This window comes from Caulobacter sp. ErkDOM-E (assembly GCF_048541895.1).
Taxonomy (GTDB): domain Bacteria; phylum Pseudomonadota; class Alphaproteobacteria; order Caulobacterales; family Caulobacteraceae; genus Caulobacter.
The window spans coordinates 1,097,536-1,118,078 of record NZ_CP183331.1 but is presented as its reverse complement, the minus strand read 5'-3'; the positions used below and the strand labels follow the sequence as shown (position 1 = coordinate 1,118,078).

15 protein-coding genes are annotated in these 20,543 nt (G+C 67.2%); 7 read left to right on the top strand and 8 right to left on the bottom strand.

The genetic code is table 11. The annotated features are described in order from the left end of the window. Positions 1-288 precede the first annotated feature (288 nt). On the bottom strand, positions 289-3,348 hold the full coding sequence (locus tag ACN2C7_RS05520; protein ID WP_419320356.1) for a carboxypeptidase regulatory-like domain-containing protein: 3,060 nt from the start codon (positions 3,346-3,348) through the stop codon (positions 289-291). 616 nt (positions 3,349-3,964) lie between these two features. Between ACN2C7_RS05520 and ACN2C7_RS05515 the strand changes: the two genes are divergently transcribed. After that, positions 3,965-4,375, top strand: a complete 411-nt coding sequence (locus ACN2C7_RS05515) for a TIGR01244 family sulfur transferase (protein WP_419320354.1) — start codon at positions 3,965-3,967, stop codon at positions 4,373-4,375. Between the two features lie 30 nt (positions 4,376-4,405). Here ACN2C7_RS05515 and ACN2C7_RS05510 read toward each other — a convergent pair whose 3' ends face one another. Next, entirely contained in the window at positions 4,406-4,546 is a 141-nt protein-coding gene (locus ACN2C7_RS05510; RefSeq protein WP_419320352.1) for a hypothetical protein, read from the bottom strand. Positions 4,547-4,605: 59 nt separating this feature from the next. Here ACN2C7_RS05510 and ACN2C7_RS05505 point away from each other — a divergent pair, with 59 nt between their 5' ends. Beyond that, positions 4,606-5,511 carry an MBL fold metallo-hydrolase gene (locus tag ACN2C7_RS05505; RefSeq protein WP_419320350.1) on the top strand — a complete coding sequence of 302 codons (906 nt, stop codon included), beginning with the start codon at positions 4,606-4,608 and terminating at the stop codon, positions 5,509-5,511. A gap of 4 nt (positions 5,512-5,515) precedes the next feature. Here the strand turns inward: ACN2C7_RS05505 and ACN2C7_RS05500 are convergent, their stop codons facing one another. Then, positions 5,516-8,320, bottom strand: a complete 2,805-nt coding sequence (locus tag ACN2C7_RS05500) for a long-chain-fatty-acid--CoA ligase (protein ID WP_419320348.1) — start codon at positions 8,318-8,320, stop codon at positions 5,516-5,518. Between the two features lie 292 nt (positions 8,321-8,612). Between ACN2C7_RS05500 and ACN2C7_RS05495 the strand changes: the two genes are divergently transcribed. After that, positions 8,613-10,328, top strand: a complete 1,716-nt coding sequence (locus ACN2C7_RS05495; RefSeq protein ID WP_419320346.1) for a response regulator — start codon at positions 8,613-8,615, stop codon at positions 10,326-10,328. Between the two features lie 51 nt (positions 10,329-10,379). Here the strand turns inward: ACN2C7_RS05495 and ACN2C7_RS05490 are convergent, their stop codons facing one another. Both ACN2C7_RS05490 and ACN2C7_RS05485 read right to left on the bottom strand, forming a co-directional pair. Beyond that, positions 10,380-10,781 (bottom strand): TonB family protein, encoded by a 402-nt coding sequence (locus ACN2C7_RS05490; RefSeq protein WP_419321411.1) that lies wholly within the window; start codon positions 10,779-10,781, stop codon positions 10,380-10,382. Positions 10,782-10,857: 76 nt separating this feature from the next. Continuing rightward, positions 10,858-12,357, bottom strand: a complete 1,500-nt coding sequence (locus ACN2C7_RS05485) for an AAA family ATPase (RefSeq protein ID WP_419320344.1) — start codon at positions 12,355-12,357, stop codon at positions 10,858-10,860. Positions 12,358-12,500: 143 nt separating this feature from the next. Here ACN2C7_RS05485 and ACN2C7_RS05480 point away from each other — a divergent pair, with 143 nt between their 5' ends. Continuing rightward, the gene (locus tag ACN2C7_RS05480; protein ID WP_419320342.1) at positions 12,501-13,130 is read left to right on the top strand and encodes a TetR/AcrR family transcriptional regulator; all 630 of its coding nucleotides are present in this window, start codon (positions 12,501-12,503) and stop codon (positions 13,128-13,130) included. 1 nt (position 13,131) lies between these two features. On the opposite strand, the gene pdxH is transcribed toward ACN2C7_RS05480, so the two are convergent. Next, a complete protein-coding gene (gene pdxH / locus ACN2C7_RS05475) occupies positions 13,132-13,797 on the bottom strand; it encodes a pyridoxamine 5'-phosphate oxidase (protein WP_419321410.1) in 666 nt (221 codons plus the stop codon). Positions 13,798-13,891: 94 nt separating this feature from the next. Between pdxH and ACN2C7_RS05470 the strand changes: the two genes are divergently transcribed. The 3 genes from ACN2C7_RS05470 to ACN2C7_RS05460 all read left to right on the top strand — a co-directional run bounded on the left by ACN2C7_RS05470 (position 13,892) and on the right by ACN2C7_RS05460 (position 15,758). Beyond that, positions 13,892-14,602, top strand: coding sequence for a DnaJ domain-containing protein (locus ACN2C7_RS05470; RefSeq protein ID WP_419320340.1), 711 nt, complete (start codon positions 13,892-13,894; stop codon positions 14,600-14,602). Positions 14,603-14,895: 293 nt separating this feature from the next. Then, on the top strand, positions 14,896-15,312 hold the full coding sequence (locus tag ACN2C7_RS05465; RefSeq protein WP_419320338.1) for an organic hydroperoxide resistance protein: 417 nt from the start codon (positions 14,896-14,898) through the stop codon (positions 15,310-15,312). Then, positions 15,309-15,758 (top strand): MarR family winged helix-turn-helix transcriptional regulator, encoded by a 450-nt coding sequence (locus ACN2C7_RS05460; protein WP_419320336.1) that lies wholly within the window; start codon positions 15,309-15,311, stop codon positions 15,756-15,758. Before ACN2C7_RS05465 ends, ACN2C7_RS05460 begins: the two co-directional genes overlap by 4 nt. 83 nt (positions 15,759-15,841) lie before the next feature. Here the strand turns inward: ACN2C7_RS05460 and ACN2C7_RS05455 are convergent, their stop codons facing one another. Then, positions 15,842-17,767 (bottom strand): sialate O-acetylesterase, encoded by a 1,926-nt coding sequence (locus tag ACN2C7_RS05455; protein WP_419320334.1) that lies wholly within the window; start codon positions 17,765-17,767, stop codon positions 15,842-15,844. Positions 17,768-17,892: 125 nt separating this feature from the next. Then, positions 17,893-20,358, bottom strand: a complete 2,466-nt coding sequence (locus ACN2C7_RS05450; RefSeq protein ID WP_419320332.1) for a glycoside hydrolase family 3 protein — start codon at positions 20,356-20,358, stop codon at positions 17,893-17,895. Positions 20,359-20,543: the final 185 nt, after the last annotated feature.

Here is a 20,543-nt window from a genome sequence, read left to right as displayed (position 1 = left end):
CGGTGATTGGATTTCAGACAGGCGGCGGTGACCTGGCCGTCATGACGCCGCCGAGACCTCGCGCGACCTCCGGATCAAGGCGCAGGGCCGTCGGTCGGCCAGATCCTCGTCGCCAGGCCGCAAGGCGGCCAGTCGCCGTGTGGCAAACCCGTCCATGGAAGCGGCTGCAGCGAAAACGGCGGCCCCCTTTCGGGGGCCGCCGCCACGCCCGGTCAAGGGACGGACCAAAAGAAAATGCCGGCGCTTTCGCGCCGGCATTCCCAATGTCATCGAAGCGTAGAGCCTCGATTAGAAGGCGTAACGGACGCCGAGGTAAGCACGACGCGGTTGGACCCAGTTGTTGGCTTGGCCAAACTTGTAGATGCCGTCGCCGGCTTCCAGCTTCATCTCGTCGGTTGCCGATTGCTTGTTCAGCACGTTGAAGACGTCGAGGAAGAACTCGGCCTTGCCGATCGGCAGGTCGCGCACATACTTCAGACGCATGTCGAAGGTGTAGTACGACGGAGCCGTTTCGCTGCCGACCTTGCCGGCTTGCAGGTAGGTGTCGGTGACGCCGCCCCAGGCGTAGGCATTGTCCATCGGCGCGAAGTAACGGCCGCTGATCAGTTGCGACGGCGTGTAGAGGGTGCCGCTGTTCCAGTTGAACACGCCGCTGGCCTGCAGACCGAAGTCGAAGTCATACGAGCCATAAGCCTTGAACTGGTGCTTGATGTTGCCCGGCTGCTTTCCGTAGACGTTCGGAGCGCGCGGATCGAGCGCAACCCAGTCGCCCTGGAAGTCGGCGTTGCTGTCCGAGTTGGAGTTACCCTCGGCCTTGTTGTGGGTGTACGAAGCCTGACCTTGCCAGTTCGTGGTCTTGAACTTGGTGACGGTGAATTCGAAGCCCGTGTAGTTACGCTCGCCACCCGGCAGGGTGCCCAGGACGTAGTTCGCGTTCGGCTTGGTGGTGTAGCCGAAGTACGAATACGGCAGGTAGAACGCCGAACCCGGAGCGGCGTAGCCCTCGGGAGCGGTGGCCACCGTCAGGTTCGGATCCGAGTACAGCGCCAGGTCGAAGTCTTCGAGGATGTCGCGGGTCTCGCGGTGCGTCAGGGTCGCCGACACGCCGATGCTCGAACCGAAGGTGGTCGAACCACCGATCATGAACTCGTTCGTGTACGGGGTCTTGGTGCTCGGCGCGAACAGGGCGTCAGGCGTGGTCGCGCCACCGCGGGTGCGGAAGGTGACCCACTGGCCGCCGATGAAGACCTGCTCTTCGTCGACAGGACCCGTCAGGGCGCCGGCGAAGTCCGACATGTTGTTACGAACGGGATCGTAATAACGGCCGGCGAAGGCGAACAGCTTGCTGCGGCCGTTGCCGAACAGGTCGTAAACGACGTTGATGCGGGGTGCGATTTCCCAGTCGAAGGTCGCCGACTTGCTGCCGTCGGAAGCGAAGTGCTCCCACTTTTCGGCGCGGACGCCGGCGCCGACCGTCAGCTGGTTCCAGGTCCAGGTGTCCTGAGCGTACAGGGTCTGGCCTTCGCTCTTCACCGAGTAAGGCGCGTTGACCGTGCGCAGGGCGCGGTAAACGTTGACGTTGCCGTAGGGGTTACCCGCGGTGCTGGTGAAGCGGTAGGCGTTCAGTTCCGCAACCGACACAGTGCCGTTGGCATCGGTGTCAACGGCGGCGCGAGCCGTGGCGTTGGCGTTGATCGCGGCAATAACGCGGGGGTTATCAGCCTGAACGACGGATCGAGCCGTCATGCTCGGAGGAGCAATACCGCCCTGAGACAGACCGGTATAGTCGGCATAGGACTTGCCGGCATAGATCGACGCGAGCGAGGCGTAGGTCGCGCCGCCCGGAACTGAGCCGTTTTCTTCGTAGGTGTTGGTCGAGTTCGTATAGCCGGCCTTGAAGGTGTGACTGCCGAACGACGTGTCCAGATAGTATTCAGCGGTCAGGCCGTACTCTTCACGGTCACGATGCTGCTCGAGGTTCGAACCGAAACCGCCCAGTTGACGCTGCGCGAGCGTGGAGCCTGCGTTGCTCTGGAAGCTGATGTTGTCGCGAACGGTCTGGACAGCGGCGTTCTGGGTGAACTCGCCCTTGTGGTTGTAGTAGTAGGCGTTGGTCTGCAGATCGCCCCAGGTGCGGGCGTACTCAATCTTGTAGTTGTCGCCGCCCTGCTTGGTCGCACGGTCGCGATTGTTCAGCACGGTCGACAGCGACGAACCGCTGATTTCGGTCGGGTCGTTGAAGAACGAGCCGGTCAGGCGGTCGTTGTCGGTGATCTGCCAGGTGGCCTTGAAGAAGGCGTACTTGTCGTCGCGCTCGACCGAACGGCGGACAGCGCCGGTCGCCGGATCGAGGACTTCATCTTCGCGGTGCTTCTTCTGGTACGAGCCGAAGACCCAGAGGCGATCCTTGATGACCGGGCCGCCCAGGGTGAAGGCGGTGTCATAGGTCTTGAAGCCGCCCGACGTAGCGTGCTTGTCCTTGGAGACCAGGCTGTCGTTCTGCAGGTAGTAGTTGACCGAACCGTGCCACTCGTTGGAGCCCGACTTGGTGACAACGCGCGAAACCAGGCCCGAACCACCAGCGAATTCGACCGGCACGCCGCCGACGATCACTTGTTGTTCCTGGATGATTTCCGAGTTGAAGTTGGCGCCGAAGGTGCCGGCGGTCGGGTCGGTGACGTCGACGCCGTCGAGGTAGTAGACGTTGTCGGTCGAAGCGCCGGTGGTGCCGCCGACGTCGGAGTAGTTGATGCCCGAACGCGACGAGGGGTTGCCGCCGGTCGAAGGCTTCACGCCCGGAACCAGTTGCAGGTAGCTCTGATAGTTACGGCCGGTCGGGAGCGATTCCACGACGTCCAGGGTCAGGGTGGTGCCGACGGTCGCCGAGGTGACGTCAACAGCGGCCAGCGAGACGCCGGTCACGATGATTTCTTCGACGGCGTTCGCATCGGCGACGGCGGCCAGGGCGTAACCGACGCTCAGATCCTTGCCGCTGACAACGGCGACGTTGCTGGCGGTGTATTCATTAAAGCCGGAGGCCGAAACGGTGACCGAATAGTTGGTCGACGGATCCAGGCCGGCCAGGCGGGCGCGGCCGTCAGTGCCGGTCACGGCGGACTTGGACACCAGGCTGTCAGGCGAACGGACAACGACATTGGCGCCCGACAGGGGCGCGCCGTTGGAGCCGGTGACGGCGATACGCAGGGCGCCGGTCTGTTGGGCGCTGGCGATGGTCGGAATGGCCGTGGCGACAGTCGTGATGGCCAGCGGCGTCGCGATCGACGCGAGACCTGCCAGCAGCGTCGACGTCAACAGACGCGCGCGAACGCTACCCTTTGTGGAGTTCATGTTCATCTTATCCCCTCTAGCGTGATGCGACGTTTCGGCCGGACAGGCCCCTGAAGAAAACTTTTCGTCCGGCGGGCGCAGAAATCCGCACCGAGTGCATCACGAGATTACTGGTGTCCCGGAAAACATTTTCCCGGTTGGCGGGGACGTTAGGAGCCATGACAGTTTTGGGTCAATTGGCATTACAACTCGGTAACCCACATGGCTCACCGCTGTCGTAAAAACGCAACACCGGCGCCCCATTCTTGTCAAAGTCGGTCAGACCATTCGACGCACCAGGCTGAGCTGCAGGCCAAGCTTCCCCTAAAAGCTTGGTTTTGTAGAAAAATTTGACCAGTCAGCGCTCGGTGAACATTGCTATCTCAAGGTTGTAAGGGTCGGCAAAATCCACCTCGCCAATCTTGACAATACCGAAACGCATTCCAACGATCCGTCGAAATATCGGTGTTTTCCACCCCTTTATGGGTCAATTTCCGCACATCGATTTCGGCCAATGATCGTTTCAAGGGCATGTTCGGGCCCCAATGCCCGTTGCCACGGCGCCCGGCTCTCGTGATGATGCCGCGCTGGCCGCGCGTTCCCGCGGCAGGCTGGTCAGCGAGCTGAGCGAGCACCCATGAGCGACTTCCGACGCGTCACCGACTCCCTTTCCGTCAGCCCGCAGGTGACGGAAGCCGACATCGCCCGGGCGGCCGCCGAGGGATTCGTTCTGGTCATCAACAACCGGCCTGATGGCGAAGACCCCAGCCAGCCTTCCAGCGCCGTGATCGAGGCGGCGGCTCGCGCGGCGGGCCTGGACTATGTGCACATCCCGGTGCGGGGCGGGCCGAGCCCTGATCAGGTCGAGGCCGTCCAGCGCGCCGTGGAGGCCGCAGGCGGGCCGGTGCTGGCCTTCTGTCGTTCGGGGACGCGCTCGATCGTCACCTGGTCGCTCGGCCAGGCCCTGACAGGCGCCAGTGACCGCCAGACCCTGGTCAGCCAGGGCGCAGCGGCCGGCTATGACCTGTCGGGCGTCCTGCCCGACTGAGCCACGCAAGCTCTTCCCTATGGAGTGCGCCTAGAGCGACACCCGGGCCGCCATCGGGGACTGTTCCGCCTCGCAGCTGGCCAGGACGAACTGGGCCATCACGAGACACAGCACGGCGAAGGCAGCGCGCTGAAGCCGTTTTGAGACAAAAATCGCCGCGTCCGCCACCATGGCTCGTCCTCCAAGGGTTACTGGAGGGGTCATCCGCAAGACCGGCGCCGGAGACAGCCATGATCCCCTATATTCGCGAGATCGAGTTCGAGTATGGCCGCTGCGATCAGGTCTCGCCGCTGATACGGCGGGTGATCGCCCGCAATCCGGGGCCGTTCACCTATACCGGCACCGGAGTCTATATCGTCGGCTCGGGCGAGGTGGCGGTGATCGATCCCGGCCCCGAGATCGCCGAACATCTCGACGCCCTGCTGGCGGCGCTGAAGGGCGAGCGCGTGACCCATATCCTGGTCACCCACCACCACCTGGACCATTCCCCCCTCGCCCGCCCCCTGGCCGATCTGACCGGGGCCACGATCTATGGCCGCCCTGCCCCGTCAGACCCTGGAGAGGCCTCAAGGGGACCCGAAGGGGCCGGGCTCGAGGAAGGCGCCGACGGCCGCTTCAGGCCCGATGTCGAGCTGGTCGACGGCCAGGTCCTGTCCGGCCCCGGCTGGACGCTGGACGCCATCACCACGCCCGGCCACACCTCCAACCATGTCTGTTTTGGCCTGAAGGAAGAGAACGCCCTCTTCTGCGGCGATCACATCATGGGCTGGTCAACCACGGTCATCACCCCGCCAGACGGCGACATGGGCGACTATTTCGCCAGCCTGGACAAGGTGAAGGCCCGCGGCTTCGACACGCTTTGGCCGACCCATGGCGCGCCCATCCGCGAGGTCACGCCCTTCGTCGACGCCTATATCGCCCATCGCCGCGCGCGGGAGGCCCAGATCCTCGACGCCCTGGCCGCCGGCCACGGGCAGATCAAGGCGATGGTGCCGGTGCTCTATGCGGCGGTCGATCCGCGACTGCACCCGGCCGCCGCCATGTCGGTGCTGGCCCACATCCAGCAGCTGGTCCGCGAAGGCCGTGTGGTCTGCGACGGGGCTGCGGATCTGGACGCCGGCTACAGGCTGCCGTGAGCGGCTAGCCCTTTATAGCGACAAGCAGACCTTCGATCCGCCGGCAGTTGCGGCCCATGTCGGCGCCGCCCTCGCGACTGATCGAGCGCATGTCGACCCGCGCCCCGGCGGCGTCGGGCCGCACCCGCACCACCAGGTCGTCGACCAGCCCGTACCAGTAGCTGCTGCCGGTGGCCTCCAGCCGTCCGTCCATGGGATCGTCGGTGATCAGGGTCAGGCCCGAAGCCAGCACCGCCGCCTTGGCCGCCTCATAGGCGTCGGCGGGCGCGCGCTCCATCACCAGAGGGCGCGCCGCAGCGCAGGTCTCGGCATTGACGTCGGCGACCCGGCGGCCCGCGAAGACCACCGAACCGACCGGCAGGCTGGGATCATCCTCGACCGCCTGGGCCGAGCCCCCGCGCGCGGCCAGGGCCGCGTCGGAAAAGCCCAGAGGCGTCTTCCAGTCGGTGGCCACGTCGTGCAGCGGCGGCGCCCGGCCGCCAACGGCGTTGACGCCCAGCATGGCGGCGATGGTGGCGGCGGTGATCAGCAGGATCAGCAGGACCCGCTTCCACAGCTTTCCGAACCCGACCATCAGGGCGATGATCAGGCCCAGCACGCCCGTGGCGACGCTGAGGAGCGCCACCTTCGGCGCCCAGTCCTGGGCCATCAGGGCGTAGCCGAGCGGCAGGTCCAGCAGGCCAAACTTCACGCCAAGCGCGCCAACCGCCACCAGCAATCCGGGGACCAGGGCGATGACCAGGGCCAGGTCCAGATAGAGCGGCGCCCAGGACGGCGTCTGGCCGACCTTGGCGGCGGCGGCCTTGGCCTTGCGCCGATCGCGCGGCGTGAGGGGCACGGCGAACGGCAGGTCCTCAGCGACCGAGACCACGGACGTGGCGACGGGCGGCGCGGCGGCCTCGGGCTCGTGCAGCCTCAGGGGCTGGTCGTTCAGGTCCTCGGCCGGCGGCAGGTCTTCCGCAGGCGGCAGGGTCTGGATGTCAGGCGCGACGACGAAGGTCGGCTCGATCTCGGCCGGGGCGGTTTCGACTTGAACCGCCCCGGCCTCAAGCTCCCCCGAGGCGATCGCCTCCACATCGAACGGCGTCTCCACCGGATCTGGCGCATAGATGCGCGCGGCCTGGCCGCCATCGGCGGCGGCCAGGGTCGGCGCGGCGGCCACAGCGGTCGGCAGCACATAATCCTTCAGCCGCTGGCGGATCAGCTTCTTGTCGATCTTGCCGGTGGCGCCCAGCGGGATGTCGTCGACGAACAGCACGTCGTCGGGCATCCACCACTTGGCGATCTTGCCCTGCAGGAACTCGAGGAACTCTTCGCGGGTGGCGGTCTCGCCCTCCTTGAGCTTGATCAGCAGGATCGGCCGTTCGTCCCACTTGGGATGGGGCACGCCGATCACCGCCGCCAGGGCCGCCTTGGGATGCCCCGCAGCGATATTCTCGATCTCGATGGTGCTGATCCACTCGCCGCCGGACTTCACCACGTCCTTGGCGCGGTCGGTGATCTGCATGAAGCCGTGATCGTCGATCGTGGCCACGTCGCCGGTATCGAAGAAGCCCTCGTCGTCGAGGATGTTGCCGCCGGCGCCCCGGAAATATTCGCCGGCGATGGTCGGTCCCTTGATCTTCAGATTGCCGAAGCTCTTGCCGTCATGCGGCAGGCGCTGACCGGCGTCATCGGTCAGCTTGAGCTCGATACCCAGGGGTGGCCGGCCCTGCTTGAGGCGATAGGGCATCTGCTGATCGTAAGGCAGCTTGACCAGTTCGTCCGTCAGCACCGACAGGGTGCCGACCGGCGAGGTTTCGGTCATGCCCCAGGCGTGCACGACCTCGACGTCGTAGTCTTCCTGGAAGGCGCGAATGATGTGCTCGGGACAGGCCGCCCCGCCGATCACCACCTTCTTGAGGACAGGCAGCTTCAGATCGTTGTCGCGCAGGTGCTGCAGAAGCATCTGCCAGACCGTCGGCACGGCCGCCGAGAAGGTGACCCCCTCGCTGTCCAGCAGCTCATAGATCGACGCGCCATCCATCTTGGCGCCGGGCAGCACCATCTTGGACCCGGTCGCGGGCGCCGAGAACGCCACGCCCCAGGCATTGGCGTGGAACATCGGCACCACCGGCAGGATCACGTCGCGCTGCGACAGGCCCATCACATCGGGCTGCAGGGTGATCAGGGTGTGCAGGAAATTGGAGCGGTGCGAATACATCACCCCCTTGGGGTCGCCCGTCGTGCCCGAGGTGTAGCACAGCCCCGCCGCCGTTCCCTCGTCGAAGCCGCCCCAGGCGCAGTCGGCGCCGTGGCTGTCGATCAGGGTCTCGAAACAGTGGACGCCCTTGAAGTGCGGCGCCTCGCTGGCCGGCTCGAAGGCCGGCATGTGCGCGCCGTCGGTGAAGACGATCACGTGCTCGATGCTGGGAACCTTGGGCAGGATCGCCGCCACGATCGGCAGGAAGGTCAGGTCGGTGAACAGCACCCGGTCGCCGGCATGGTCGGCGATCCAGGCGATCTGCTCGGGGAACAGGCGCGGGTTCAGGGTGTGGCACACCGCTCCGATGCCCATGATGCCATACCAGGCTTCCATGTGCCGACCGGTGTTCCAGGCCAGGGTCGCGACGCGGTCGCCCGGCTTGATCCCCAGTGACAGCAGAGCGTTGGACACCCGCCTGGCGCGATCGCGGATGGCGCCGTACGTCGTCCGCACGATCGGCCCCTCGACCGACCGCGTCACGACTTCGCGGCTACCGTGCCACTGGGCGGCGTGGTCGATGATCTTGTCGACCGTCAACGCCCCGTGCTGCATCAACCCCTGCATCGAACTGGCTCTCCCGAAAGGCTTCTTGTTATGCGGGAGAGGCTACCGGGCGGGGCCTCTGCGCGCAACGCGCCGCGCGCGAAGGGCGAACGCTAAAAGCGTTCGCTGAACGGCGTGCGGTTGCATCGTCGCGCCTCACTCGCGCCCGCGCTGATCCGCCGCAGGCCGCCGCAAAGTTTGATTTGGCTTAACAGGCTAGCCTGACGCGCTCGGCCACCCCCGGCCTGGTCAGGATGATTCGGTGCGCTGGTTGCAATCCCCCTGGGCTGATGAACGGCTGGATGAGGTGGCGATGGACACCCATCGCCTGCTCATGGCGCGCGTCATTTCGGCGGCGGTAGCGGCCGTGGTGATCGGAGGCGCACTCGGCGCCCCCATGGCGCTGACCTGGCTGACCTCGCTGCTCGCAGCAGAGGGCCTGGCCCGATGGACGACACGCCAGTTCGCGCCAGGCGTCCCTGGCTCGCCCCGTCTCCGCGCGGCGTTTGTGCTGGCAGCGCTGCCGATCAACATGATCTGGGCCTGGCTGGCCGCCATGCTGTGGTTCTCCACCACAGCCGACCTGAAGCTGGCGGCGCTCGCCGTGTGGGTTGGACAGATCGTCTACACGCAGAATTTCCGCCACCAGCCCTGGACTCTGGTGGCGGTCAGCGCCGTCGCGCCCCTGACCAGCCTGATGGTGTTTCCCTTCTTCTTTTACGACGCACACGGCATTGGGCCCGATACGGCCCGGTGGGCCCTGCTGATCCTGACGCTGAACACGATCAACACCATGATCTCCAACCGCGCCGCCGCCCGGCGCATGGACGAGCTGACCCTCGGCCTGCGCGAGGAGCGCGAGCGCGCGCTCGAAGCCGCCCGCGCCAAGTCCACCTTCATCGCCGTCACCAGCCACGAACTGCGCACCCCGATGAACGGCCTGCTGGGCATGGCCCACGCCCTGTCGCGTTCCAACCTGGATGCGCCCCAGCGCGAGCAGGTTCGGCTGATGATCAAGTCCGGCGACAATCTGATGCAGCTGCTCAACGACGTGCTGGACCTGTCGCGCATCGAGGCGGGCAAGGTCGAGCTGGTTCCCGAGCCGTTCAATCTGCAAGAGGCCGTCGACGACATCGTCAGCGCCTGGCGTGACGTCGCCGTCGTCAAGAACCTCGACCTGTCGATCCGGTTCGACGCCGGGGTTCCAGCCTGGATCGAAGGCGACGCCCTGCGTGTGCGTCAGGTGCTGATGAACCTGGTTTCCAACGCCCTGAAGTTCGTCGTCGAGGGCGGCGTCGAGCTGCACGTCTATGCGCCCCACGCACCGACCAGCCGCGGGCAGGAGATCTTCTTCGCCGTTCGCGACACCGGGCCGGGCGTGCCGCCCGAGGCTGCGGGGCGGGTTTTCGAAAGCTTCACCCAGGCCGACGACACCATCTCGCGGCGTCATGGCGGCGCGGGCCTGGGCCTGACCATCTCGCGCGCCCTGGCCCGGCAGATGGGCGGCGACCTGACCCTGGCGCCCTGCGACAGCGGCGCCTGCTTCATCTTCAGCATCCGCGCGCCCGAGGCGGAGCCGCTACAGGCGACCGAAGCGACGCAGGACGACGAGGCCTCGATGACTTCGGTCCGGGTGCTGATGGCCGAGGACAATGCGATCAACCAGTTGGTCGTCAAGACCATGCTGGAACCCACAGGCCTGTCCCTGACCGTGGTCGACAACGGTCAGGTGGCCCTGGAGGCCATGGCCGGCGGCGGCTTCGACTGCGTGCTGATGGACATCAACATGCCAGTGATGGATGGCATCACCGCGCTGGGGGCCATTCGCTCCGGGGCTGCGGGCGATCCGAACCTGCCGGTCATCGCCCTGACGGCCTCGACCATGGCCGGTGACCGCGAGCGCTTCCTGAAGATGGGCTTCAACGATCACCTGGGAAAGCCGGTCAATCCGGCGGCCCTGATCACGGCGATCGCCCGGGCCGTCAGCGCCGACATGCCCGGGACGGGCGCGCTGCACGGCGCGGCCTGAAGGCAAAATCTGGCGCCTCAAGGCTAGAGGTCGCCATCCAGTTCTGAAGCCTCAACGCAGCGTGGCCTCAGGCGGAAGCTGTTCGGGAGGAAGCCGGAACATGATCGGGACAGCGACATAGGCGCCGGACGTTGGCTGGCCGTCGGAGCCTCGCGGGGCCATCTGCATAAACTTGGCGACGGCTAGGGCCGAGCGGCCGAACCCGTAGAGGGACGGATCTTCCGATCGCACCATGCAGGGCGACAGCGCTCCCTCGCTGGTGACTTGGCAGACGATGATCGCGCTCCCGCCCTCGATGAGCTTGGAGGTCCGATAAGGGTAGGCGCCTAGGATCTCGTCCTCCGTGGGTACGCGTGACCAGACTGGCTTCCTAACCCAACGGATCCCCGGTGAATCAGCGTCTTGCGCCGACGCCGGGGCAGTGGCGCTGCACGCCAACCCACTGGCGATCACGGCAATCAGACCAAGCCTTAAGTTGCTCAACACAATGCTTCCAATCCCTCTTCCTGGCGAAAGCGTTACGCGCCGCCTAGCCCATCGTCTCGGCCAGGGCCCGCGCCTCGTCTTCAAACGCGCTGACCGTGTCGACCCGGCGCCAGGCGATGTCGCCGGTCTGGCGGCTCAGCTGGGTTTCCAGCACTGCGACGTCGGCGTCCGACGCATCATTGACCCGCGCGGCGACCCGCGCGCGCAGAACTTCCGGCGGCGCCTCCAGCCAGACGCCCTGGAAGGCGACATCGGCGAAGGCGGCCAGGGCCTCGGCCCGGGCGCGCTCTTCGGGCTTCATGAACACCGCGTCCAGCACCACCGACCGGCCAGCCTTGAGGGCCAGGGCCGCGTCGTTGAACAGCTGGTCATAGACCCGCACGCTCATCTCCGGCGTATAGGCCTCGCGCGGCAGGCGATGCAGCGAGGGCACGCCCCACAGGCGCTTGCGGATCTCGTCCGTCCGAAGGACCACCGCGCCGGGGGCCGAGCCCAGGCCGGGCGCGCACACGCGGGCGAAGGTCGACTTGCCCGAACCCGACAGCCCCCCGGTCGCCACCAGGCTGACCGGCTTGGGGGCCAGATGTTCCAGGGCCGTGGCGAGATAGGCCCGCGCGGCCTCGTCGTCGCCGGTATAGGCCCAGACGTGGGTGCGCACGGCGGCGCGCACCGACAGCATCAGCGGCAGGGCGGCCAGCCCGGTCCACAGGCCGTCGCCAAAGCTGCGGGCCGCCTCGTCCAGATAGGCGTTCAGCACCCGGCCGGCCGCGTCGCGGCGACGACGGAAGTCCAGGTCCATCAGCAGGAAGGCCAGATCGTACTGGATGTCGATGTCCGACAGGGTGTCGTTGAACTCGATGCAGTCGAACAGGATCGGCCTGCCGTCCTCGATCAGGATGTTCCCCAGGTGCAGGTCGCCATGGCAGTGGCGGGCGAAGCCCTCGGTGGCGCGGGCGTCCAGCAGCGGTCCAAGGCGCTCAAGCGCCAGATCGGTCTCGGCGATCAGGCGCTCGACAGCCAGCGAGCCCAGACGCGGGGCCAGGCCGCGCAGCAGGTTGGCGTTGGAGCGGATCGTGTAGCCCAGAGCATTCACGCCGCCGCCCTGCGGCCGCAGGGTCGCGCCGTCGTGGAAACGCGCCACGGTGCGGCCCAGGGCGTCTTCCAGAGCATCGTCAATGGCCCAGGGCTGGGTGGCCAGAACGCCCTGCTCGTCGAAGCGGCGCATCTCCAGTGCATATTCGACGACCTCGCCCTCGCCATCGACCTCAAGACCGCCGGCCGCGTCGCGGGTCAGGCGACGGACGGTGCGATAGATGTCGGGCGCGGCGGCGCGGTTGAACGCCAGCTCGCGTTCCAGCGCCCAGCGCCGGAGCTCCAGGGTGGAATAGTCGAGAAAGCCGAAATCGACGGGACGCTTCACCTTGAAGGCGGCGTCGCCGATCAGGAACACCCGGGCGCAGGAGGTTTCGATCGTGTTCTCGGCCCGCTGGGCGAACCAGGCCGCCACTTCCTGTTCGCGCGCGCTCTCAGCGTCCTTGTTCACGCCCAAAATCCTGTCGCTTCGCGCTCGCAGACCGGCGCCGGGGTCCCATAACCGAATCTCGAGCCCAAGTCCTCGCCCATGGCTTGCGCCAGTTCCCGATACCCGATTAACTTGCAGGTCAGTAACGGTTAGAGTTTTTTAAAATGCTGATGGGCGCCGGCCTCAAAAGGGCTGAACACAAGAGACATGAAATCGTCGCGGCCGCACGGGCCCAATTCCTGCTCGAAGGCTATCGCGACGCCGGCATGGAAGTGGTGGCCCGCGCCGCCTGTGTCTCGACAGCGACCCTCTATGCCTATTTCCCCGGCAAGGCCGATCTGTTCAAGGTGGTTGTGCTGGAAACCGCGCGCGACATCACCGCGCCTGTTCGTGAAAGCGTGCGCGTCCGGGGCGACGCCCGCACTCGCCTGCTGGCCTTCGTCAACGCCTATGCGCTGTTTCTGACCCGTCCGGTGACCCGGGCGATGTTCCGCCTGGTGACGGCCGAGCGCCGGCGCTTCGACGAGGTGGCCGACTATTTCTTGCAAGGCGCCCGCGACGAACTGGGCGGCGCGGCCATCGCGGTGATCGACGACCTGGTGCAGACGGGCGAGATCGTCGTCGACAAGCCCTCGTGGGCGGCCGGCCAACTGATGGGCATGATCGACCACGTCACCCTGGTGCTGGGCCTCACGGCCGGAGACGAAGCCCTGCCAGGTCGGCCCCTGACCGACATCTGCGACGACGCGGTCGACACCTTCCTGGCGCGCTACGGGGCGCGGGCGGCAAATTGACTCAGGGAAACAGCCGCCTGGTCGTCCAGCCCTCGCCCACCCGGCCGTAGACCAGCCGTTCGTGCAGGCGGAACGGCCGGTCGCGCCAGAACTCGATGACCTGCGGAACCACGCGATAGCCTGACCAGTGCGGCGGGCGCGGCACCTTGCCGAGGCCAAATTTCAGACCCATCTCGGCCACGCGCTTTTCCAGGGCTAGGCGGTCGGGCAGCGGCCGCGACTGGTCGCTGGCCCAGGCGCCCAGCTGGCTGTGGCGGGCGCGGCTGGCGAAATAGGCGTCGGCCTCGGCCTGGCTGACCGGCTCGACCACGCCGCGAATCCGCACCTGCCGGCGCAGCGACTTCCAGTGAAACAGCAGCGCCGCCTTGGGCTGGCCGGTCAGCTCCACGCCCTTGGCGCTCTGGGTGTTGGTGTAGAAGACAAAGCCCCGGGCGTCGAAATCCTTGAGCAGCACCATCCGCGAATCCGGCATGCCGTCGGCGTCGACCGTCGAGACCGCCACGGCGTTGGGATCGTTGGGCTCCTTCTTGCCGGCCTCGGCCAGCCATTCGGCGAACAAATCCAGCGGGTCGTTTTCCGGCAGCAGCGGCAGGGGCGCGGCCTGCGTCACCTGACGGACATAGTCATCTTCGCTGGGCGAGGCGGGGATCAGGGTCTCTTCGGTCATGAGGGGCATATAGACACGCCGGCGCATCTCCACCACCGCAACTGAAAGTCTTAACTTAACCCGGCGTTGACCAAGTCCCGGCAGGGTCGGCCCGATGTCTCCGCGGCCAACCTCTTCCCTGACCCTTTCCGCCGCCCGCGCCCTGCTGGGCGTCGCGCCCGGCGCAGGCGAACGCGAGTTGCGGGCGGCCTATCGCGAAGCGGCCAAGCGGGCCCATCCCGATCGTCCCGGCGGCGATGCGGCCCTGTTCCGCGAGGTGCTGGCCGCCTATCGCCTGCTGCAGGATCAACCGCCGCCCCGAGCGATCCATTTCCCACCGGCCTGCACGACGCCCGCCGCCGAGGTGGTCCAGCAGGCGATCCTGGAGATCGATGTCGCCACCGCCGTCAGCGGCGGGTCGATGGATCTGGCCATCGATGGCCGCCAGTTGCGCCTGAAACTGCCTCCCGGCCTGCGCGTCGACGACAAGGTGCGGGTCGACGGCGTCACCTTCGTTGTTCGCCACCAGGGCGCCCGCGAAGCCCTGATCCGGGGCGATGACCTGTGGCTGACCGGCAAGATCGACAAGCGTGTCCTGGCCGAAGGCGGCCGGGTCGAGGTCGACACCGCCCTGGGTCCCCGTCTGGCCTGGATCTCGACCAAGGCCGCCTCGCGCGGTCTCGTCCGCCTGCCGGGCCAGGGCCTGCCGCCGCGCGGACCGCATGCGGCCGGCGACCTCTTCCTGCGCCTGGAAGCCGTGACGTCCAGCGCCGAAAGCGCCGCCCGCTCGCTGCTCAAGCGCTTCGCGGCCGCCTGGGCGGCCTGAGACCTCCCAAACGGTCGTGTAGCCCGGTGGTGACCAAGGCGGCCAAGGCCTAACCAAGCCCGCTCTTCCCGGCGAAGGCCGGGATCCAGATACAGCCAGAGCGTCTGGGGATGATGCGCCTACTGACCAAGTAAAATCTCTCGGCGGTCGGGGTTCGATCTGGGCCCCGGCCTTCGCCGGGGAGAGCGGCAAAAAGAAATCCAGTCGCGCGCGACTTAAATTCGCATCAGGGCCTTGAATTTATATCGTACACGATTAAATCGCTCACATCATCACTCGCAAGGAGCGACCCCATGAGCACTCTCTATGAAGCCCGCGCCACCGTCGTCGGCGGCCGCGAAGGCCATGTCCGCAGCGACGACGGTTTGCTGGATCTGCAGCTGTCCATGCCCAAGGCCCTGGGCGGCAAGGAAACCGGTTCCAATCCCGAGCAGCTGTTCGCGGCCGGCTACGCCGCCTGTTTCCAGAGCGCCATGGGCCACGTGGCCCGCCAGCAGAAGATCGCCCTGACCGGCTCGCAGGTCACCGGCGTGGTCGGCCTGCTGCCCATCGAGGTCGGCTTCAAACTGGAAGTGGCTCTGGAAGTCGAAACCCAGGGCCTGTCGCAGGCCGACGCCGAAGCCCTGGTTGCGATCGCGCACAAGGTCTGCCCCTATTCGAACGCCACGCGCGGCAATATCGATGTCGCCATCACCGTAAAGGCCGCATGAACCAGACGACGTCCAAGTCCGCATCCGCTCCGGTCGAGGCTTTGCGCCTCGACCGTCAGCTGTGCTTTGCCCTGTATGGCGCGGCCAATCGCGTCACGCGGCTGTATCGCCCGCTGCTCGACGCCCTGGGCCTGACCTATCCGCAGTACCTGGCCATGCTGGTGCTGTGGGAGAGCAGCCCGCGCACCGTCGGCGCCCTGGGCGACGCGCTGGACCTCGACTCCAGCACCCTGACCCCGCTGCTGAAACGCCTTGAGGCCGGCGGCCTGATCGCGCGCACCCGCGATCCCAAGGACGAGCGCCGCGTGATCGTCGCCCTCACCGATACAGGCCTGGCCCTGCGCGACCAGGCCGCGACGATCCCCGAGAAGATCCTCTGCCAGCTGGACCTGCCGCTGGAAGAGCTCGGCGCCCTGCGCGACCGACTCAAGACCGTGGCGGTTTAGGCCCCGGCCCAAAGGGCTCGGCGAGCAGCAGGCACTCGACCAGGATCCGGGCGGTCTGGGACATCTGCGCCGAGTTGGCGGCCCTAGTTCAGAGTCAGCTCGAACGGCGTCGCCGGCAGACGGTTGAAGCCATAGAGGTTGAGGATCGGGCTCTCGGCCCAGGCGAAGCGCACCTTGACGGGGGTCACACCCGCCGGCGCGGCCATGGAGACGGTGGCCCCCTCCACGGTCGCGTCAACAAAGCGACAGGGCGCCGTAGCGTCGCACAGCTCGAACCCCGCCGGCCGGCCGGCGCCAAACACCACCAGCGGCTGGTCGAAGGTCACGACCACCGCCCCGCCCTCGCGGCGCGCCGACAGCGGCGCGGGACCGGCGGCGTTCAGCGTTGTCTCGCCATAGGCCAGCTTGCGGGCCAGCAGGGCCAGGCGCGCGCCGACCTGCTGCTTGTTGGTGGGATGGATGTCGTAGAGGTCGCCCAGGTCGACCGCCGAGGCCATGCCCACCCGGGGATCGGCCGCCGTCGTGCGTCGCTGAACATCGCGCAGGGCCGCCCAGCCGGACTCGGCGGGAACCGACCTGTAGGCCCCGAAACTGGCCAGCTGCACCATCAGGAACGGCAGGTCTGGGTTATCGAACGCCCGTCGCCAGTCCGCGATCAGGGCCGGCATCAGGCGGGCATATTCCGGCGGCTGCGTGGCGTTGGACTCGCCCTGGTACCAGGCGAAACCCTTCAGGCCGTAGGGCGCCAGGGGGGCGATCATGCCGTTGCGCAAGGTCGAAAGACCGCTGGCCCCCAGCCAGGGCGCGTGCGGCGGCAGACCGGCCTGGTCCAGGGTGGCCGAGACCCTGTAGCGCCAGGCCCCGTCCAGCGGCGCGAACTGGCCATCGGCCAGCTTCAGGCCCTTCTGCGCCGCCGGACCCCAGGCCCCGCCCCCGCCGCCGGTGTCGACCACCCGCAGGGCGATGACATTGCGACCGGCCTTGAGTACGCCGCGCGCCAGGGGATAGTCGCGGGGCGTATCCCAGCCCTCTTTCGAGCCCACCGGCCGGCCGTTGACGAAGGTGGTGTCGAGGTCGTCGACCGGGCCCAGCGACAGGGTCGCGGCCTGGGCGGCCTGTTTGGCGCTCAGGGTGATCGCGCCCCGCAGCCAGATCACACCATCGAAGGTCGACAGAGCCGGCGCGGTTTCCCAGAAGCCCTCGGCCGGCAGGCTGGCCCAGGCGCGGTCGTCAAAATCGGGGCGGCTCCAGTGGCTGGCCTGGGGCTCCACCCGCGCCGCCCAGCGCTCCAGCATCGCGTTCCAACTGGCCATGCCGGCTTCGGGCGAGCGGGCATATTCCGACAGGATCGCCAGGCCGTCGTCATAGTTGCCCAGCGCCGTCAGGCCCTCGCGGCTGATCCAGTCCTGGATGATCGAGCCGCCCCAGGTGGCGTCAATCAGGCCCACAGGAACGCCGGTGCTCTTCTTGATGTCGCGGCCCATGAAAAAGCAGGCGGCGGCGAAATTGGCAGCGCTTTCGGGGCTGGCGACGCGCCACACCGCTTCCCTGGAGAGGGCCGCGGTCGGAACCGGCAGGCTGACGCGGCCAGTCTGCAGCAGGCGAATGTTCGGATCGGTCGCGCCTGCGGTCTCGCTATCGCCGTTCATGATCCGGCGGAGCGGCATCTCCATGTTCGACTGGCCCGAACACAGCCAGACGTCGCCCATCAGCAGGTCCGAGATCGTCTGGCGCTCGCCGCCGGAACGGACCGTCAGGGTCAGGGGCGCGCCGGGCTCGCGGGCCGCAAGCGCGGCGGACCACCGGCCCTGGTCGTCGGCCGTCGCCGAAGTGATCGCGCCGGACAGATCGATCTCGACACCGGCGCCGGGCTGGGCCGAGCCCCACACCCGGATCGGCTGGCCGCGTTGCAGGACCGCGTGGTCGCTGAACACCGGGGCCAGCAGGGATTGCGCCGAGGCGGCGGTGGCCAGGGCGGCGAAGGCGGCGGTCAGGAGGAAACGCTTCAAGTCCTGCATCCTATTCCTTGTCATCCCGGCCGTAGCGCCGGGACCCAGGGGCAACTGCAACGCGGTTGCCCCTGGGTCCCGGATAGCCTCTGCGAGGCTTCCGGGATGACAAACGGTTGTTGTCGCTACTGCGCCTTCGCCGGACACACCGCCCCGGCTGGATCAGTCGTCAGCTTCACGCCCTGCAGGGTGACCGTCAGCGAGCCCGCCGTCGACAGCGCGAACGGCTCGGCCACTTTCGTGACGTCCGTGCCCGCCGCCGCGAAGCACTTGAGCGGGACCTTCAGGCTCCGCCACTCGCCTACGGGCGCGGCGGCCAGCACCGGCGAGACGTCCAGTTTGCCCCCGCCGATCGACAGGCTGACCGGCGCGGACGCCGGCGCATCGACGCGGTAGTCGATCAGCAGGCCCATCTCGGCATTGGTCTGGAAGGTCAGGTCGATGGTTCCGTCGCCGGTGATCGCCGCCGTCGCCGGCGCGCTTCCGGAGAAGACGATCTGACGACCGGCCTCCTGCACGCCGCCGGCGTCCACCGGCCGGATCTGCACCGCCGTGGTCGGCGACAGCTTGAAGCTGAACGGCGCGGGCGTCTTGCCGGCCACGAAGTAGTTGGAGACGTTCAGCGAAGCCGCCGTGACGCCCGAGACTTCCGACAGTTTCGGCAGCCGAACCCTGTCGCGATAGGTCAGGCCAAAGCCATAGGCGAACAGCGGATCATAGCGTTTGTCGCCGCGATTGAGCGAGGTCTGGGCGGCGCTTTTGGGCCAGCTGAACGACAGCTTGCCGTGGAAGTCGGCGCGCGGCTTGCCGGCCTTGTCACCCACGATCACATCGGCGATCCCGCCGCCTTCCGAGCCCGGCAGCCAGGCGCTGACAAAGGCGTCCGAGGCGTTCAGCTCCGGGTTCACCCACAGGGGGCGGCCCGTCAGGAACACCGCCACCACCGGCACGCCGGCGGCCTTCAGGCGCTTGAGCAGGGCCAGGTCGGTCTTGTCGCCGGCCTGGTATTCCAGGGTTTTCAGATCGCCCACGCCCTCGGCATAGGGCGTCTCGCCGAACACCACCACGGCCACATCGGGCTTGCTGTCGAACCTGCCGTCGACATTCAGCATAGCCTTGCCGCCGCCGGCCTCTACCGCGTCCTTCAGGCCCGACCAGATCGACTGGGCGTTGGGGAAGTCGCTGTTCTTGTTGTCGGTGCCCTGCCACGACAGGGTCCAGCCGCCCGACTGACGACCGATGTCGTCGGCGCCCGAGCCTGCGACCAGCACATTGGCGCTCGACTTGATCGGCAGCACACCATTGTTCTTCAGCAGCACCAGCGACTTGCGCACCGCCTCGCGGGCCAGGGCGCGGTGCTCGGCGTTGCCCATCACGCCGTCGCGGTCTTCCCACGGGCGGGCGGTCTTGAAGAGGCCTAGCCTGGCCTTGACCCGCAGGATGCGGCGCACGGCGTCGTCGACCCGGGCCTGCGAAATCTCGCCCGACTTCACCTGGGCCAGGGTGTTGTCGAACAGGGCCTTCCAGCTGTCGGGAGCCATGTACATGTCCAGACCCGCATTGGCGGCCTGGGGACAGTTGGTCGGGACGCAGCCGGCCACCTGGCCATGACCGTTCCAGTCGCCGATCACGAAGCCGTCGAAGCCCATCTGGCCCTTCAGCACATCGGTCAGCAGGGTCTTGTTGCCGTGCATCTTGATCCCGTTCCAGCTGTTGAACGAGGCCATCACGGTCATGGCGCCGGCATTGATGGCCGGCACATAGCCCTGGGCGTGGACGGCGATCAGTTCGCTTTCCGAGATCTTCGCGTCACCCTGGTCGACACCCTTCTCGGTGCCGCCGTCGGCCAGGAAGTGCTTGGCGCTGGCGGCCACGTGGCCCTTCTGCAGCACCTGGCCTTCGCTGACCGCGCCCTGCAGGCCCAGGATCATCTGGTCGGCATACTGCCGGACGATTTCAGGGTCCTCGGAATAGCCTTCATAGGTCCGGCCCCAACGGTCGTCGCGCGGCACGGTCAGGGTGGGTCCGAAGGCCCAGTCAAATCCTGACACCGCTGTCTCCCGCGCCGTAGCCACGCCGATCCGGCGGATCATCTCGGCATCCCGGGTCGCGCCCAGGCCGATATTGTGCGGGAACAGGGTGGCGCCCACGACATTGCCGTTGCCGTGCACGGCGTCGATGCCGAACATCAGCGGGATGTTGGTCCCGCCGCGCGTGGCGGCGGCCTCGCGGAAGGCCCGCACCGTGGCCACCCACGGTTCCTTGGCCGAGCGGTCGGGCGCGCCCAGCGGCGGCGAGCTGCCGCCCGCCAGGATCGAGCCCAGCGGATAGGTCTTGAGATCCTCGGGCTTGATGGCCGAGGTGTCGGCCTGGATCATCTGGCCGACCTTCTCCTCCAGCGTCATCTTCGCCAGCAGGCCGTCGACAAAGGCTTCGGTCTGGGCGTCGACCAGACCCTGGCTTTTGGCGGCCGGCCACCGGGCAGGATGAGCCGTCGCCTTGTCGGTCGGGGCGAAGACAGGCTGGGCGAGCGCCACGCCGGTCAGAAGGGTGGTCGCCATCAGCGCGACGATAAGGGTCCTGGTGTTCATGCTCCCGCTTCTCTTTTTTTGCGTCACGCGCCTAATGTTACCGGTATCTCAAACCCTACGCGGTTTCATGCACGGACTGATTGTCGCGATAGATCGATGACAGTGATGTCGTGGCAGGAAACAATGAGGGTTGCCCAATACGTCCTGCTGGCCGGGGCGATCCTGGCCACGGCTGTAGGCGGCGC

Excerpts from the sequence above, each read along its gene's own strand:
- ACN2C7_RS05520 (WP_419320356.1), bottom strand. The coding sequence starts at position 3,348 with ATGAACTCCACAAAGGGTAGCGTTCGCGCGCGTCTGTTGACGTCGACG.
- ACN2C7_RS05515 (WP_419320354.1), top strand. The coding sequence starts at position 3,965 with ATGAGCGACTTCCGACGCGTCACCGACTCCCTTTCCGTCAGCCCGCAG.
- ACN2C7_RS05510 (WP_419320352.1), bottom strand. The coding sequence starts at position 4,546 with ATGGTGGCGGACGCGGCGATTTTTGTCTCAAAACGGCTTCAGCGCGCT.
- ACN2C7_RS05505 (WP_419320350.1), top strand. The coding sequence starts at position 4,606 with ATGATCCCCTATATTCGCGAGATCGAGTTCGAGTATGGCCGCTGCGAT.
- ACN2C7_RS05500 (WP_419320348.1), bottom strand. The coding sequence starts at position 8,320 with ATGCAGGGGTTGATGCAGCACGGGGCGTTGACGGTCGACAAGATCATC.
- ACN2C7_RS05495 (WP_419320346.1), top strand. The coding sequence starts at position 8,613 with ATGGACACCCATCGCCTGCTCATGGCGCGCGTCATTTCGGCGGCGGTA.
- ACN2C7_RS05480 (WP_419320342.1), top strand. The coding sequence starts at position 12,501 with ATGCTGATGGGCGCCGGCCTCAAAAGGGCTGAACACAAGAGACATGAA.
- pdxH (WP_419321410.1), bottom strand. The coding sequence starts at position 13,797 with ATGACCGAAGAGACCCTGATCCCCGCCTCGCCCAGCGAAGATGACTAT.
- ACN2C7_RS05470 (WP_419320340.1), top strand. The coding sequence starts at position 13,892 with ATGTCTCCGCGGCCAACCTCTTCCCTGACCCTTTCCGCCGCCCGCGCC.
- ACN2C7_RS05465 (WP_419320338.1), top strand. The coding sequence starts at position 14,896 with ATGAGCACTCTCTATGAAGCCCGCGCCACCGTCGTCGGCGGCCGCGAA.
- ACN2C7_RS05460 (WP_419320336.1), top strand. The coding sequence starts at position 15,309 with ATGAACCAGACGACGTCCAAGTCCGCATCCGCTCCGGTCGAGGCTTTG.
- ACN2C7_RS05450 (WP_419320332.1), bottom strand. The coding sequence starts at position 20,358 with ATGAACACCAGGACCCTTATCGTCGCGCTGATGGCGACCACCCTTCTG.